This is a genomic window from Pseudomonas sp. PDM13 (assembly GCF_025685765.1).
GTDB classification, from domain to species: domain Bacteria; phylum Pseudomonadota; class Gammaproteobacteria; order Pseudomonadales; family Pseudomonadaceae; genus Metapseudomonas; species Metapseudomonas solani.
On sequence record NZ_JAOTQU010000011.1, the window covers coordinates 130980 to 145104 of the forward strand.

A 14125-nucleotide genomic window follows, 5' to 3' on the forward strand; every position below is an offset into this window, starting at 1 on the left:
TCCGTGCAGAGGGGCAGCGGGCCGTCAGCCTTGCACAACGGCCTGCGGCCGGCTTGTACGCATGTGCGCTTGTGCGGCGCCTGCGCGAGGGCTCGCGCAGGCGCCGCGATCACACGCGGAAGCGCGCCACCAGGCCATTGAGGTCAATGGCCAGGCGCGACAGCTCCTGGCTGGCGGAGCTGGTCTGGTGGGCACCGGCGGCGGTCTGCTGGGCCAGGTCGCGGATGTTCACCAGGTTGCGGTCCACCTCGCGGGCCACCTGGGCTTGCTCCTCGGAGGCACTGGCGATCACCAGGTTGCGCTCGCTGATGTGGCTGATGGCTTCGGTGATGGTGTCCAGCGCCTGGCCGGCGGCACGGGCCATCTCCAGGGTGGTGCGGGCGCGCTGGCTGCTGTTCTGCATGGCATCCACCGCCTGGTTGGTGCCCTGCTGGATGCCGCCGATCATCTGCTCGATCTCCTGGGTCGACTGCTGGGTGCGGTGAGCGAGGGCGCGCACCTCGTCGGCGACCACGGCGAAGCCCCGGCCGGCGTCACCGGCGCGGGCGGCCTCGATGGCGGCGTTGAGGGCCAGCAGGTTGGTCTGCTCGGCGATGGCGCGGATCACGTCGAGCACCTTGCTGATGCCCTGCACCTTGCCGGCCAGTTCTTCCACCTGGCTGGAGGTTTCGCCGACGTCGCGGGCCAGGTCGCTGATGGAGTCGACCGTGCGGTTGACCTGGTCCTGGCCGCCGCGGGCGGTGCGGTCGGAGTCCCGCGAGGCTTCGGAGGTGGCCACGGCATTGCGCGCCACTTCGTCCACGGCGGTGGTCATTTCGTTGACCGCGGTGGCGGCCTGCTCGATCTCCTGGTTCTGCTGGTGCAGGCCACGGCTGGAGTCCTCGGTCACCGCGTTGAGTTCCTCGGCGGCGGAGGCCAGCTGGTCGGAGGAGCGGGCGATGTGCTCGATGGTGGTCTTCAGGCTCTGCTGCATGGTGCGCAGGGAGCCGAGCAGCAGGGCCGGTTCGTCGCTGCCGTGCACCTCGATGCGCTCGGTGAGGTTACCGGTGGCCACGGTCTCGGCCACCTTCATCGCTTCGTCCAGCGGGGTGACGATGCTGCGGGTGAGGATCAGGGCGAGCACGCCGGTGAGCAGCGCGGCGAGAACCATCACCGCGGTGACCACCAGTACCGCGTTGTCGTACTGGGCGGTCGACTGCAGCGCGGTGTCGGCGGCGATGCGCTGGTTGATCTTCATCAGCGCCTCCAGCTGCACGCCCAGCTCGTCGGAGTACTTCTTGTACTCGCCGCCAAGCAGCGCACGGAGCTCGTCGAGCTTGCCGGCGTCGGAGAGCCGCACCAGCTGGTCGTTGACCCGGTAGTAGCCCTCCAGCACCGACTTGAAGCGGTTGTACTGGGCCAGCTCCTCGCCGTCGTCCACCAGCTTCTCGTAGTCGTCCTGGGCCTTGTGCAGCTGGCCTGTGAGCTCTGCCTGGCGCTGGTTGGTGGCACGCAGCAGCTCGGGCTCACGGTCCACCAGGATGCGGAAGGAGACGATGCGCAGGCGCAGCATCTTCTCGTTGATCGAGCCCAGCGCCGCATAGCTGGGCATGCTTTCTTCGTTGAGGCTAATGGTGGAGGCGCGGATGCCCTTCATCTGGTGCAGGGCGAACAGCCCGAGCAGGATCACCAGCAGCGCAACCACGGAGAAGCTGAAGATGGCGCGTGGCGCGATCTTCATACGGCGTAAGAGCATGGGGACGACTCCCGGTTTGTTATGGATCGTTATGGGGTAGCCAGTTACAGCGACGGCGCCCGCCCTGGGCTTAAGCGAAGCGCATACCAGGCTATCGGCAGGGGGCGTAGGAAGCTGAAGGGCGAGGTGTGAGGTTGTTTACGGATGTGGGGGCAGCGCCTGGACGGGTGATGCAGGGACGGTGTAGGGGCGACTCAGGCGCTCTCATCCACAGGCGGATGCACCCGATCACGCCCGGCGGCCTTGGCGCCGTAGAGGGCTTCGTCGGCGGCGCGCAGCAGGTGGCTGTCCGGGGTGTTGTCGTTGGGGACGGGGATGTAGGCGTAGATACCGGCGCTGAGGGTGACCAGCCCCAGGTCGCTGCCTTCGTGGCGGATGCCCAGTTCGCGCACGGCGAGGCGCACCTGTTCGGCGATGGCGCGGGTTTCCGCCTCGCTGGTGTTGGGCAGCAGCAGGGTCATTTCCTCGCCGCCATAGCGCGCGGCCAGGTCGCCGGCACGGCGGGCAAAGCTGCCCACCACCTGGGCGACGGCCCTGATGCACTGGTCACCGGCGGGGTGGCCGTAGCGGTCGTTGTAGCGCTTGAAGTGGTCGATATCGAGCATGACGATGCCCAGCGGCGTGCCCTGGCGTCGTGCGCGGTTGGCTTCGATGGGCAGCACGGCGTCGAGGCGGCGGCGGTTGGCCAGGCCGGTGAGGCCATCGACCATGGCCAGCTGTTCCAGGGCGTCGTGGGCCAGGCGCAGCTCCTCTTCGGCCAGGGCGCCGGATTCGATGCGGCGGATCAGCGCCTGGGCGAACAGCACCAGGCCGACGATCATCGCCACCACCACCATGGCCGAGCGCGCCACCTGGTCCAGCCAGGGCGCGGTGATGGAGCGGGTGGCGATGCCGGTTTCCACCACCAGCGGGTAGTCCGCCAGCTGGCGGTAGCTGAACAGCCGTTCCACGCCGTCCACCTGGCCATGGAAGATCGCCGTGCCCGCCGGCGCCTCGCGCAGCAACTCGCTGAACACCAGGCCCTTGGCCAGGCTGGCGCCGATGGATTCGGGGAGGAAGGGGCGGCGCACCAGCAGGGTGCCGTCCTGCAGGGCGAGGATGATGACGCCCGAGTCGCCGACGTCGAAGCTGTCGTAGAAGCGCACGAAGTAATCCACCTTGAGCGTGGCCAGGGCGACGCCGGCGAAGCTGCCGTCGGGGTTGTCGATGCGCCGTGACACCGGGATGACCAGGTCGCCGGTGGAGCGGCTGCTGATCACCTTGCCGATGTACAGGTCGTTGTCGGCGTGTTCGCGGTGATGGATGAAGTATTCGCGGTCGGCGTTGTTGGCGCCGGGGGGGACGTGGTCCTTGTCGGTCACCAGCCAGTTGCCGTCCTTGTCGTAGATGAACAGGCCGTGCAACTGGGGCAGGAAGCGCTGCTGGCGTTTCATCAGGCCGCGCATGCGCTCCACCTGGAGCTTGTCGATGCCGTCCCATTCCACCCGTTCGATCAACCCCACCAGCAGCGCGTCGGCCTGGCGCACCGCGTCGCGGGCGTGCTGGGCGGCGGCGCTGGCGACGTTGGTGGCGTTGACCTCGGCGCGGCGGAATTCCTGCTGGTGGGCCTTCCACACCTGCCAGCTCTCCATGGCCAGGATCGCCACGATCACCAGCGCGGTGAAGCCGAACGCCAGGCGGCGTGCCTGGATATGGCCCTGGGGGTTCTCCATGGGGGGCGGCCTGTTCATGGCTGTCGGGCTCGACGATTGCGCAGGGACGTCATGGTTGTGACCATGGTCGCGGGAAAACCTCCGAAGAGTCGGGACACAGGCAGCCTAGCAGCGCTGCGGTTAGAATGCCGCGCCTCTGAACCAGGACTCCCTTCATGACCCCCGCCGCCCTCGACACCCTCCGCCTCCAGCTGACTGCCGCCCTGGGCGACCTGCCCACCGAGACCCGCCGCCTGTTCCACGGCCGTGGCCGCCGCTGGCCGGGGCTGGAGCACCTGGTGGTGGATTGGCTGGAGGGCGTGGTGCAGGTGGCGCTGTTCCGCGAGCCGGAGGACGAGGCCCTGGCCGCGCTGAAGGCGATGCTCGCCGAACTGGTGGCCAGCGACGCCTGGCGTGCCGCACCGGTGCGCAGCCTGCTGCTGCAGCGGCGCTACCTGCCGGGCAGCGAGACCGAGCTGCTGTGGGGCGAGGCGGTGGCGCAGTGGACCATGCACGAGGATGGCCTGGCCTACCGCCTGGACCTGATGCGCAACCAGAACATCGGTCTGTTCCTCGACATGCGCCATGGCCGCCGCTGGGTGCGCGAGCAGGCCGCCGGCAAGCGTGTGCTCAACCTGTTCGCCTACACCTGCGGCTTTTCCGTGGCGGCCATCGCCGGCGGTGCCGAGGCGGTGGTCAACCTGGACATGGCCCGCGCCGCGCTGAGCCGGGGCCGTGACAACCACCGGCTGAACGGCCACGACCTGACCCAGGTGATGTTCCTCGGCCACGAGCTGTTCAAGTCCTGGGGCAAGGTGAAGAAATGCGGGCCCTATGACCTGGTGATCATCGACCCGCCGTCGTTCCAGAAGGGCAGCTTCGAGCTGGACCGCGACTACCGCAAGATCCTCCGCCGCCTGCCGGAACTGCTGGCCGAGGGCGGCCAGGTGCTGGCCTGCGTCAACGACCCGGCCACGGGGGCGGACTTCATCGTCCGCACCATGGCCGAGGAAGCGCCGGGGCTGGCCTTCCGCGAACGCCTGGCCAACCCGCCGGAGTTCGAAGACGTGGACCCCGCAGGCGGGCTCAAGGCCCTGGTATTCACCCAGGGCGTGTAAGGCGTAGCCCGGGCTTCAGCCCGGGAATGCAGGGAATGCGGGATTGCAGGGGCCGTCCCTGCACCCCTGCCTGGCTCCGCTGGCGGCTCAGTGGCCGCTTTCCACCACCCGGTAGCAGGGCACGTAGGCCGCGCCGCCGGGGAGCTTCATGCGGTGCTGTTCGACGAAGGCCTGGAGCAGGCGGTCCAGCGGCTGCATCACTTCCGCGTCGCCGTGGATCTCGTAGGGGCCGTGTTCCTCGATCAGGCGGATGCCCTTGTCCTTGACGTTGCCGGCGACGATGCCGGAGAAGGCGCGGCGCAGGTTGGCGGCCAGCTCGTGGGGCGGCAGCGAGCGGCTGAGCTGCAGGCTGGCCATGTTGGCGTGGGTGGGGTCGAAGGGGCGCTGGAAGCCTTCGTCGATCTTCAGCAGCCAGTTGAAGTGGAAGGCGTCGTTGCGCTCGCGGCGGAAGCGCTTCACTTCCTTCAGGCCCTGGGCCATCTGCCGGGCCACTTCGGCCGGGTCGTTGATGATGATCTGGTAGCGCTTCTGCGCCTCCTCGCCCAGGGTGGCGCCGACGAAGGCGTGCAGCTGCTGCAGGTAGGGCTCGGCGCTGCGCGGGCCGGTGAGGATGACGGGGAAGGGCAGCTCGACGTTGTCCGGGTGCATGAGGATGCCCAGCAGGTAGAGGAACTCCTCCGCCGTGCCCACGCCACCGGGGAAGATGATGATGCCGTGGCCGACACGGACGAAGGCCTCCAGGCGCTTCTCGATGTCCGGCAGGATCACCAGCTCGTTGACGATGGGGTTGGGCGCTTCGGCGGCGATGATGCCCGGCTCGGTCAGGCCCAGGTAGCGGCCGCCGACGATGCGCTGCTTGGCGTGGCTGATGGTGGCGCCCTTCATCGGCCCCTTCATCACGCCCGGGCCGCAGCCGGTGCACACGTCGAGGCTGCGCAGGCCCAGCTCGTGGCCGACGCGCTTGGTGTACTTGTATTCCTCGGTGCTGATGGAGTGGCCGCCCCAGCACACGACTATCTTCGGCTCCACGCCCGGGCGCAGGGTGCGGGCATTGCGCAGCAGGTGGAAGACGTAGTCGGTGATGCCCTGGGAGCTCTCCAGGTCGATGCGGAGGCTGTCCAGCTCGCTGGCGGCGTAGACGATGTCGCGCAGGGCGCTGAACAGCATCTCGCGGGTGCTGGCGATCATCTCGCCGTCGACGAAGGCGTCGGCCGGGGCGTTGAGCAGTTCCAGGCGCACGCCGCGGTCCTGCTGGTGGATGCGCACCTCGAAGTCCTTGTAAGCGTCGAGGATGGTCTTGGCGTTATCGATCTGCGCGCCGGTGTTGAGGATGGCCAGGGCGCACTGGCGGAACAGCGTGTAGATGCTGCCGGAACCGGCTTCGCTCAGTTGCTGCACTTCGCGTTGGGAGAGGGTTTCCAGGCTGCCTTTGGGGCTTACTTCGGCGTTGACCACGTGTCTCGGGGGCATTCTCTATTCCATGAAAAGCGATGTCGGGCGGGCCGCTCGGCCCCCGCATCGGGGTGATGAGCGCCGGGCGCGGATTCTGGCGTGGCACCGGCAGTCGTGTGACGCGCCGGGGGTGTGCTTCAGGCACTGTCGATCGGCGCACCGCAATCAGGAGGGTTCACGTAGATAGCGGGAACCCTTGGGCTCTGACAAGCATTTTGTGCGATCTGCTCCGTGAGGAATGGGCATGGTTTGCACCTGGCGTATGCGGGGGCATGTGCCTGTAGGGGCGAATTCATTCGCCCAGCAGACCGCAGGTCTGCCCCCGCTCGGTGCCACAGGCGACTTCACCGTGGGAGCGAATTCATTCGCGAAAGATGCCGTGGCAGGCCTCGCGGTTGAAACCGCTCACAGCTCGCTGGCCCACTCCCGCGACCCATCGGTCATTCGCCGTGGTGCCATGGCCACTGGAGGCGTAGAATCGCCGCTTCCAGGCCGTCCCCCCTCCCATTCCAAGAACAAACCCTGCCGCAGCCGTCCGCCCCGTGCCTTGCTCCCCGGGTGGCCCCTGGCATGCGCGGTGGAGGCGCATCGACCCTGTCCCGACCCCAGCCACAGCCCCGGAACAGCCCTTGAGCCCTGAACGCCCCATCCTCGACCCGACACCCGAACCCCGCGCCGGCAGCTGGCTGAGCGTGATCGCCCTGGCCCTGGCCGCCTTCATCTTCAACACCACCGAATTCGTCCCGGTGGGCCTGCTCAGCGACATCGGCCGCAGCTTCGAGATGCCCACCGCCCAGGTCGGCCTGATGCTGACCCTCTACGCCTGGGTGGTGACCCTGGCCTCGCTGCCGCTGATGCTGCTCACGCGCAATATCGAGCGGCGCAAGCTGCTGGTGTGCGTCTTCCTGCTGTTCATCGTCAGCCACCTGCTTTCCAGCGTGGCCTGGAGCTTCGGCGTGCTGATGCTCAGCCGCATCGGCATCGCTTTCGCCCATGCGGTGTTCTGGTCCATCACCGCGTCGCTGGCGGTGCGCGTGGCGCCGCCGGGCAAGCAGGCCAAGGCCCTGGGGCTGCTGGCCACCGGCACCATCATGGCGATGGTCCTGGGCATTCCCCTCGGTCGCGTGGTGGGCGAGGCCCTGGGCTGGCGCACCACCTTCCTCGCCATCGCCGGGCTGGCGGTGCTCACGGCGCTGTGCCTGGCGCGCACCCTGCCGTTGTTGCCGAGCCAGAACTCCGGCTCCCTGCGCAGCCTGCCGATGCTGCTCAAGCGCCCACCGCTGGTGGCGCTCTACGTGCTCACCGTGCTGGTGATCACCGCGCAGTTCACCGCCTACAGCTACGTCGAGCCCTTCTCCCGGGACGTGGCCGGCATGAGCGGGCAGATGACCACCCTGTTGCTGCTGCTATCCGGCGGCGCCGGCATCTTCGGCTCGGTGCTCTTCAGCCGCTACAGCGACCGCTTCCCCCGGGGGCTGCTGCTGGTGGCGGTCAGCACCCTGGCGGCGAGCCTGCTGCTGCTCCTGCCGCTGGCCCAGCACCATGGCTGGCTGCTGGGCATGAGCATGCTCTGGGGCATGGCGATCATGTGCTTTGGCCTGGCCCAGCAATCCAACGTGCTGCGCCTGGCGTCGGACGCCACGGACGTGGCCATGGCGCTGTTCTCCGGGCTGTACAACGTTGGCATCGGCGGTGGTGCGCTGCTGGGCAGCCTGGTCAGCCAGCACATCGCCCTGCAGCAGGTGGGCAATGCCGGTGCGGTGCTCGCCGTGACGGGCCTGCTGCTGGCGCTGTTCGCCTGCTGGAAGTTCGCCGATGCTCTGCGGGGTGGGCGCTGAGCAGAAGGGGACCGGCTTCACGGCAGCGGCGGGCGGCGCTTGCTAACGTGGCGCCGCTGGCATTCCGCCACCCATCCCACCGAGAAGGATTTCCCATGGCACTGCGTTCCCTGCTGCTGATCGGCTCCCTGCTGCTGCCCGCCGCTGTGCAAGCGACCACCCTCGACGCGGCCCAGTCGCGCTACCGGGGCGCGGTGTCCTGCATCGACCGGCTGTTCTACGACGGCGGCTATGACGTTGGCGATGCCAAGCGCGAGGCGCTGATCACCGAATTCCTCGCCCGCTACCAGCTGCCCGCCTATGACGAGGCCCGCTACGCTGCCGGCGAAGGCGCGGACATCGACCAGGACGCCTACATGGCGGGGTACATGCTGTGCGACGAGGACGTGGACTACGTCGACAAGCTTGGTGCCAAGCACGGCCGGCATCTGCCCAGCGAGTAAGGTGGACTACCTGCGTCGCCCCACGCGCCGGCACCGTTCGTAGGATGGTGTAGAGCGAAGCGAAACCCATGCTGTGGGGCCAGGCATGGCGGGACGCGTCATCAATCGGCCGGCTTGGCCTCATCCAGCGCCTTCCTGATGCTCGCGCCGAGCTGGAGGGCGTTGCTGCAGGCGGGGTCTTCCTCGCCGTGCTTGCAGGACTTCTTCAGCACCTCCAGGGCCTTTGGCAGGTCCTTCTTCACGCCGATACCGCGAGCCAGGTACATGCCGTACATGGTGCAGGCCCAGGGATCGTCCTGGTCGCAGGCGCGGGTGAAGCTGCGGGCGGCGCAGGCCTGTACGCGCTCGTTCTGCATGTCGGCGCGGTACAGCCCGGCGGCGTGGTTGGTGCAGCCGGAGGTGGCGCCCAGCTTGCAGGCGCGCTGGTACAGGGGTTCGAAGCTGGCGGGGTCGCCGCCGAGTTGCTGCAGGGTCACGGCCGTGCGCAGGCAGGAGTAGGCGTCCCCGGCGGTGCAGAGCGTGAGGCAGCCATCCAGCTGGTCGGCGGTATTGCAGTCATGGACGTTGATTTCCAGTGCCCGGCGAGCGGGCATCAGGTCGGCCGGGCATTGTTCGGCCTCCTGGGTCCATTGCGCGTTGGCGCGGACCTGGGCGTCGATGCGCTCGACGATCTGCGCGTCCTCCTCGGCCACGGCATTTTGCAGCAGCGAGAGTGAAACGGCGGCGAGCAGCATCAGCTTCCTGATGAACATGGGATTCCTTTGCATGAAATAGGGTGGTTGCAGGTGCCGAAGCCGGGGGCGTCAGGGGCCGGGAATCAGCTCGACGCGTTCGCTTTCCAGGTCCAGCAGCACCAGGCCTTCCTGCCCGTCGGGGAGGGTGCCGAGGCAGTCGCCCTGGCGGTTCCAGGCGGCGGATTGGCCGGTGGTGAGGAAGTCCTCCACCGGGCCGATGCTGTTGCTCATCAGCAGCGGCATGCCGTGGCGGCGGGCCATGGCGGGGTAGTGCTGTTGCCCGGCGGCGATGCCGCTGGCCGATTTGGCAACGCTGACCAGATAGAAGTCGGCACCCGCCGCGACGGCTTCGTCGGCGTGCTCGGGGAGCATGGATTCGTAGCAGATGGCCGGCGCCAGGCTGTGCTCGCCGCAACGGATCAGCGCCTGGCCTTCGCCGGGGCTGAACCAGGGCAGCTCGTCGGCGTGCAGGCGCTGCTTGCAGTAGAGGCCGCGTGGCTGGTGGGCCTGGAAGATGACCATGCCGATGCGCGGCAGCGGCGCGCCGGTTACCGGCAGGCCGGCGCAGATGATGAGGCCGTGCGCGTTGGCGAGGTGCTGCAGGGCGTCGAGGCGCGGGTCCTCGGGCGTGGTGGCCAGGCCCTGGGCCAGGGACGGCGCGTAGTTGGTCAGCGAGAGTTCGGGAAACACGATCAAGGCGGCGCCCTGTTCCACGGCCCGCTGGATGAGCGCGCAGTGCTTGCCGATATTCCCTTCGATGTCGCCCGTGATCGACGACAGTTGCGCGGCGCATAGCTTCACGTGGTGTGCTCCTGCAGATGAGGGCGCCATGCTAGAACGCGGCCGCTGCCGCCACCAGAATCTTTTCGCTTTGATGCATTAGTTGTTGTGGTTTTAAGAAAAACGCTTAAGCACGGTGCTTTCCGGGGGCGCCCAAGGGTTTCTGTCACCTCCACCGCATGGGTTTCGCTTCGCTCTACCCATCCTACGAAGGCCGCCGCCACGTTGGATGTGTTGTGCGCACTTCAATGTGAGGATTCGAGCGAAGAAAGTTGAAGCGCCGCCAAACGCCCCTTCCCAGGAGGCCGAGCGAATCATCGTGGAAGGGGTTGAGCGACATGGATGTCGCGAGAGGCGCATCGGGCCAGGGATGGCCCGTTGTGCCGTGCCCCTGGAACGATGATGGAGCGAGGGAAGTCTGGCTTCAGCCAGACCCGTATGGAGGGGCAAGTTTTTTGGTTCCTTTTCACCGGGCTGGCGTTCCAGCGATTGGAAAAGGGACTCGCCCGGGTGGGCGAAACCAGAAGTACCAGCAAAGCTCGGCAACCAGCTGGGCTCAAATCTTCCGGCAACACTTAATGCGGCCTTTTCGAGGGGTGGCCCATGCACCTGTACCGCGTGCACGTCATTCAGCGGCTGATTGATCCACGGCGGCGGCTGGACGCGCTTCGGCCGCCTTTCTAGACTGGCTTTCCGCTGGCCGCCCACCCCACAAGGAACCGCCCCATGAGCACCTATCAGGAACTGCGGATCAACCGCACGCAGCTGGATGATTGCCAGTCCCACCGCCGCGAGCTGGCCGTCGAGCTGGATGAGGGGCAGGTGCTGCTGGGCGTCGAGCGCTTCGCCTTCACCGCCAACAACATCAGCTATGCGGCGCTGGGCGATGCCATGGGTTACTGGCGCTTCTTCCCCACGGTGGAGGGGCAGGGGCTGATCCCGGTCTGGGGCTTCGCCGTGGTGCTGCAATCGCGCTGCGAGGGTGTCGCCGAGGGTGAGCGCTTCTACGGTTACTACCCCATGGCCAGCCATGTGGTGATGGAGCCGGGTCGCGTCGATGCCCAGGGCTTCACCGACACCATCGCCCATCGCCAGGGCCTGCCGGCCATCTACAACCACTACCTGAACTGCGCCACCGACCCGCTCTACAGCGACGACAGCGAGGCCCCGCAGATGCTCCTGCGGCCGCTGTTCACCACGGCCTTCCTGCTCGACGAGTTCGTCGCCGGCAACCAGGCCTTCGGCGCGCGCCAGGTGATCATCACCAGTGCCTCGTCGAAGACCGCCATCAGCCTGGCCTACCTGCTCAGCCGGCACCGTGCCGAGCGTGGCCAGGACTACGAGGTGATCGGCCTGTCCTCCACGACCAACCGCGCCTTCGCCGCCGGGCTGGGTTGCTATGACCGGGTGCTGGAATACGGCGAGGTGGAGTCCCTTGCTGGCGACGTGCCGTCGATGGTCATCGACCTGGCGGGCAACAGCCAGCTGCTCGCGCGCCTGCATGGCCATCTGCAGGCGGCGCTGCGCTACAGCTGCCAGGTCGGCGCCTCCCACTGGGATCAGCGCCAGGCGCTGCCGAATGGCCTGCCCGGGCCGAAACCGGTGTTCTTCTTCGCCCCCAACGAGGGCAAGCGCCTGCACCAGCTCTGGGGATCGGAGGCCTTCGCCCGCACGCTCGCCGAGCGCTGGCAGGCCTTCAACGGCTTCGCCCGCTCCTGGCTGATCTTCGAGTACGGCCACGGCGCCGAGGTGGTGCGTGAGCGTTACCTGGCGGCCTTGCAAGGGCAGCTGGAGCCGCAAGTGGGCGTGGTGCTTTCCCTGGCCGAGTGAGCCGTGGGGCAGGGCGCGCGGTGAGGGCGGAATGATTCTCGTCCCAGTAGACGCGGCTCGCGCGCCTGCCTAGACTGGCCAACTGCTATGACCGCCGTCCCGGTGGCAGCCCAGGCTAAGCGCCCATGACCCTTCCCGAGTCCCCGACAGTACCGGCCCGGCACAGCCGAGGGCGCCTTCCCGCCGTGTTGCAACCGGCGTTCCGCGCCTATGTGCTGGAGCACCACCGGGGCTTCCTGCTGGCGATCAACTTCATCGCGATGATCGCCTACGACTCCTACGTGCTGGCCGATGCGGTGCTGATCCCGGACATGGCCATGGAGTCGCTGGTCACCCGTGGCCTGCTCAGCCTGCTCGGGCTGCTGAACATCTTCCTGGTGTTCCGCTACAGCCGCAGCGTGTTGCTGATGGACATGCTCATGCCGCTGCATGACATCGTCTCCACCGTCGCCTGGTTCGAGCTGCTCAAGCGCAGCGACTCGCCCGATGTCGCCACCTTCCTCTATGCCTCGGTGGTGTTCATCGTGCTGGGCAACCTGGGAGTGCGTTATTCGTTCCGGGGCATCCTGGCCAGCTCGATGGTCATCTCCGGGGTGATCCTCTACAACGTCGCGCTGCTCCATCCCGGCGATACCAAGGCGCTGCTGATCTTCACCCTGGTCTACCTGCCGGTGCTGATCTTCAGCCTGTTCATCAGCTGGACCAATATCCGGGGCGTGCGCCAGGCCTTTCTCGCCGACCTGGAAGGGCGCCGCCAGCGCGCCGAGCTGGCCACGCTGAACAGCCGCCTGCATGAGCTGGCCAGCACCGACGCGCTTACCGGCGTGGGCAACCGCCGCGCCTTCGACCGCGTGCTGGAGGAGTACTGGTACCAGATGAGCCTGCACGGCCGGCCCTTCGCGCTGCTGCTGGCGGACATCGACTACTTCAAGCCCTACAACGACCACTACGGCCACCTGGCCGGCGACCGCTGCCTGCGCGAGGTGGTGGACAGCATGGTGCACACCCTGCGCGACGGGCAGGCGAAGGTCTTCCGCTACGGCGGCGAGGAATTCGTCGTGCTGTTGCAGGTGAGCAGCCAGGTCGAGCTGGAGCACATCACCGAGCGCCTGCGGGTGCAGGTGGCGGGCCTGGACATGGAGCACCTGCACCGCCCCGATGGCCTGCGCCACCACACCATCAGCCTGGGCGCCTCGCTCTCCAGCGGCGAGTGCCTGGTCCAGGCTCAGGACCTGCTGGCGCGCTGCGACCAGCTGCTCTACCGGGCCAAGCAGGAAGGCCGCAACCGTGCCTGCCTGGCGGCGATGACGCTCTGCTGAGCGGGTTGGAATGCCCGGCTGAGGCATCGCTGTGTTGGGCCTCGCTGCGCTCGGCGCCAACCTACGGATACCGGGGCACGATCCCGTAGGAGCGAGCTCTGCTCGCGAAGCTCTTGCTGGGTAGGAGCGAATTCATTTCGCGATGGAATATCCGGCCGCTCGCAGCCTTGTGCCGGCGGCAAGTCTTTCGCGGCTGAAGCCGCTCCCACAGGGGGGCCGCAGCGGGGCCGAACATCGTCGTGTTGGGCCTCGCTGCGCTCGGCGCCAACCTACGGAGACCGGGGCACGATCCCGTAGGAGCGAGCTCTGCTCGCGAAGCTCTTGCTGGGTAGGAGCGAATTCATTTCGCGATGGAATATCCGGCCGCTCGCAGCCTTGTGCCGGCGGCAAGTCTTTCGCGGCTGAAGCCGCTCCCACAGGGGCCCGCAGCGGGGCCGAACATCGTTGTGTTGGGCCTCGGCGCCGACCGGTGTGTAGGGTGGATGACGCTTCACCCATCCACCATCGGAGCCCGATCCAACACCTGCCCTGGCGGCCATGTGGCTCTGCCGAGGCTCAGGCGGTCGCTTCGAACGCCTTGTGATAGCTGACCTCGGCCACCGGCCACTCGCCCTCCAGCAACAGCGCCTGGAAGTACTCGGCGGGTACGCCCGGCAGTTCCAGGCCCGGCTGCACAGCGAAGCCGAAGCGCCCGTAGTAGCCCGGTTCGCCCAGCAGCACGCAACCGGCTGCACCCATTGCACGGAGCTCGGCGAGGGCGGCGTGCATCAGGTGCGAGCCGATGCCTCGGCCCTGCAGCGCCGGTAGCACTGAGATCGGCCCCAACCCATACCAGCCGTGGGCACCGGACGACAGCGTCACCGGCGATACCGCCACATGCCCCACCAGCTCGCCGTCTTTCTCGGCCACCAGGGACACCGACAACTGCCCGGCGCGGCGCAGCGCGTTGACGATGAACTGCTCGGTGTGGCTGCTGTGCGGGGCGGTACGGAAGGCGTCGGCGGTCAGGCGCTCGATGGCGGTGATGTCGGCTTCGGTTTCGTGGCGGAGGGTCAGTGTCATGGGGCACCCCAGGGTTGTTCTTCTGGCGGCGCGCATCTTACCGCGAGGTGAAGGCGGGCGATGTGTCGAGGTGCTCGGGGGAGGGCGGATGGTTCCAACGGCGCCGCAAGGGCGCCGTGGAGA

The 14125-nt window shown here is 67.7% G+C and carries 11 protein-coding genes and 1 pseudogene; 5 read left to right on the plus strand and 7 right to left on the minus strand.

Going from position 1 to position 14125, the window contains the following annotated elements; all coding sequences use genetic code 11:
• Positions 1-109: 109 nt before the first annotated feature.
• The 3 genes and pseudogenes from OEJ36_RS30640 to OEJ36_RS13720 all read right to left on the minus strand — a co-directional run bounded on the left by OEJ36_RS30640 (position 110) and on the right by OEJ36_RS13720 (position 3465).
• Positions 110-973, minus strand: a complete 864-nt coding sequence (locus OEJ36_RS30640) for a methyl-accepting chemotaxis protein (RefSeq protein ID WP_411861006.1) — start codon at positions 971-973, stop codon at positions 110-112.
• Positions 968-1735 (minus strand): annotated as a pseudogene (locus OEJ36_RS30645) (MCP four helix bundle domain-containing protein); the annotation flags it as partial. The gene OEJ36_RS30640 and the pseudogene OEJ36_RS30645, both read right to left, overlap by 6 nt.
• Positions 1736-1929: 194 nt before the next feature.
• Positions 1930-3465, minus strand: coding sequence for a sensor domain-containing diguanylate cyclase (locus OEJ36_RS13720; RefSeq protein WP_263401961.1), 1536 nt, complete (start codon positions 3463-3465; stop codon positions 1930-1932).
• A 137-nt stretch (positions 3466-3602) separates the two neighbouring features.
• On the opposite strand from OEJ36_RS13720, the gene OEJ36_RS13725 reads away from it, so the two are divergent.
• Positions 3603-4544, plus strand: a complete 942-nt coding sequence (locus OEJ36_RS13725) for a class I SAM-dependent methyltransferase (protein WP_263401962.1) — start codon at positions 3603-3605, stop codon at positions 4542-4544.
• Positions 4545-4631: 87 nt separating this feature from the next.
• Here the strand turns inward: OEJ36_RS13725 and ppnN are convergent, their stop codons facing one another.
• Complete coding sequence (gene ppnN / locus OEJ36_RS13730; RefSeq protein ID WP_263401963.1) at positions 4632-6014, minus strand: nucleotide 5'-monophosphate nucleosidase PpnN; 1383 nt, start codon at positions 6012-6014, stop codon at positions 4632-4634.
• Between the two features lie 629 nt (positions 6015-6643).
• On the opposite strand from ppnN, the gene OEJ36_RS13735 reads away from it, so the two are divergent.
• Both OEJ36_RS13735 and OEJ36_RS13740 read left to right on the plus strand, forming a co-directional pair.
• Positions 6644-7834 (plus strand): sugar transporter, encoded by a 1191-nt coding sequence (locus OEJ36_RS13735; protein WP_263402006.1) that lies wholly within the window; start codon positions 6644-6646, stop codon positions 7832-7834.
• 95 nt (positions 7835-7929) lie between these two features.
• The gene (locus OEJ36_RS13740; RefSeq protein WP_263401964.1) at positions 7930-8277 is read left to right on the plus strand and encodes a hypothetical protein; all 348 of its coding nucleotides are present in this window, start codon (positions 7930-7932) and stop codon (positions 8275-8277) included.
• A 101-nt stretch (positions 8278-8378) separates the two neighbouring features.
• Here OEJ36_RS13740 and OEJ36_RS13745 read toward each other — a convergent pair whose 3' ends face one another.
• Together OEJ36_RS13745 and OEJ36_RS13750 are read right to left on the minus strand one after the other, a co-directional pair.
• The gene (locus OEJ36_RS13745; protein ID WP_263401965.1) at positions 8379-9029 is read right to left on the minus strand and encodes a tetratricopeptide repeat protein; all 651 of its coding nucleotides are present in this window, start codon (positions 9027-9029) and stop codon (positions 8379-8381) included.
• 51 nt (positions 9030-9080) lie between these two features.
• Entirely contained in the window at positions 9081-9812 is a 732-nt protein-coding gene (locus OEJ36_RS13750; RefSeq protein WP_263401966.1) for a carbon-nitrogen hydrolase family protein, read from the minus strand.
• A gap of 705 nt (positions 9813-10517) precedes the next feature.
• On the opposite strand from OEJ36_RS13750, the gene OEJ36_RS13755 reads away from it, so the two are divergent.
• Both OEJ36_RS13755 and OEJ36_RS13760 read left to right on the plus strand, forming a co-directional pair.
• A complete protein-coding gene (locus tag OEJ36_RS13755; RefSeq protein ID WP_263401967.1) occupies positions 10518-11621 on the plus strand; it encodes a DUF2855 family protein in 1104 nt (367 codons plus the stop codon).
• A gap of 185 nt (positions 11622-11806) precedes the next feature.
• Positions 11807-12940, plus strand: a complete 1134-nt coding sequence (locus OEJ36_RS13760; RefSeq protein ID WP_263401968.1) for a GGDEF domain-containing protein — start codon at positions 11807-11809, stop codon at positions 12938-12940.
• Between the two features lie 555 nt (positions 12941-13495).
• Here OEJ36_RS13760 and OEJ36_RS13765 read toward each other — a convergent pair.
• Positions 13496-14002, minus strand: a complete 507-nt coding sequence (locus tag OEJ36_RS13765) for a GNAT family N-acetyltransferase (protein WP_263401969.1) — start codon at positions 14000-14002, stop codon at positions 13496-13498.
• Positions 14003-14125: the final 123 nt, after the last annotated feature.